The sequence below is a fragment of the Rhodoplanes roseus genome, from assembly GCF_003258865.1.
Classification (GTDB): domain Bacteria; phylum Pseudomonadota; class Alphaproteobacteria; order Rhizobiales; family Xanthobacteraceae; genus Rhodoplanes; species Rhodoplanes roseus.
The window spans coordinates 1-1,323 of record NZ_NPEX01000097.1 but is presented as its reverse complement, the minus strand read 5'-3'; the positions used below and the strand labels follow the sequence as shown (position 1 = coordinate 1,323).

Genomic DNA, 1,323 nt, shown 5'->3' with positions numbered 1-1,323 from the left:
GAGCTTGTGGCCGACCCCCCTCCCTGTCCCTCCCCCACAAGGGGGGAGGGAACCCATGGATTGGCGCTGTCCCCTGGGACGCGGTGTCGTGCGGGGCGAGGTGCCCATGACCGACCTCGCCGCCGGCTCGCAGAAAAACATCGCCTTCGTGCGCACGACGCCGGCGGCGCAGGCGGCGCGACCGCCGCTGCCGGGCGGGCCGCTGCACTGGGTCCGCAAGAACCTGTTCGCGACGCCGCTCAACGGCCTGCTCACCATCGTCGTGCTCGGCCTGATCGTCTGGGCCGTGCCGCCGCTGCTCGACTTCCTCGTCTTCGACGCGGTGTGGAGCGGCAGCGGGCGCGACGCCTGCCTGGCGTCCCCCCAAAATCCCGATCCGGGCGCCTGCTGGGCCTTCGTGCGGACCTGGTTCTCGTTCTTCATCTACGGGCCGTATCCGCTGGCGGAGCGCTGGCGCGTCGACGTGTTCTTCGCGCTGCTGGTGTTCGGCGCCGCCTGGCTGCTGTGGCTCGACGCGCCGCGTCGCGACCTCGGCTTTGGGTTCTTCTTCGTCGCGCTGCCGATCCTGTCCTTCGTGCTGCTGCGCGGGATGCCGCTGCTCGGCCTGCCGGTGGTCGACACGGCGCTGTGGGGCGGGCTGCTGGTGACCCTGGTGGTCGCCTCGGTCGGCATCGTGGTGTCGCTGCCGATCGGCATCCTGCTGGCGCTCGGGCGACGCTCCACCATGCCGGTGGTGCGGCTGTTCTCGATCGGCTTCATCGAGATCGTCCGCGGCGTGCCGCTGATCACGGTGCTGTTCATGGCGAGCGTGATGCTGCCGCTGTTCGTGCCGCCGGCCTGGTCGCCCGACAAGCTGATCCGCGCCCTGGTCGGCATCGCGATCTTCGCCTCCGCCTACATGGCCGAGGTGGTGCGGGCCGGCCTCTCCTCGATCCCCAAGGGGCAGTACGAGGCGGCGCGCGCGCTCGGGCTCGGCTACTGGCGCATGCTCGGCCTGGTGGTGCTGCCGCAGGCGCTGCGGGTGACGATCCCCAACATCGTCAACAACACGATCGCGCTGTTCAAGGACACCACGCTGGTGTTCTTCGTCGGCATCTTCGATTTCCTGCGCACCATCGAGATCGCCCGCGTCGATCCGAACTGGGCGACGCCCGTCACCAGCACGACCGGTTACGCCTTCGCGGCGCTGTTCTACTTCGTCGCCTGTCACTTCATGTCGCGCTACGCGACCGGCATCGAGCGGCGCCTCGCCGCCGGCGACCGGCGCTGAGGGGGCAATCATGGCCGTACTCGCCGAGAAACGTCCCGACACGCAGGCCGCGG

Annotated in this window: 1 protein-coding gene; it reads left to right on the top strand. The window is 69.9% G+C overall.

Annotated elements, in window-relative coordinates:
* The first annotated feature begins 106 nt into the window (after nucleotides 1-106).
* Nucleotides 107-1,270 carry an amino acid ABC transporter permease gene (locus tag CH341_RS15205; RefSeq protein ID WP_111419856.1) on the top strand — a complete coding sequence of 388 codons (1,164 nt, stop codon included), beginning with the start codon at nucleotides 107-109 and terminating at the stop codon, nucleotides 1,268-1,270.
* The last annotated feature ends 53 nt before the right edge of the window (nucleotides 1,271-1,323 follow it).

What these genes read in the sequence shown, in the direction of transcription:
- CH341_RS15205 (WP_111419856.1), top strand. Translation starts at nt 107, where the DNA reads ATGACCGACCTCGCCGCCGGCTCGCAGAAAAACATCGCCTTCGTGCGC.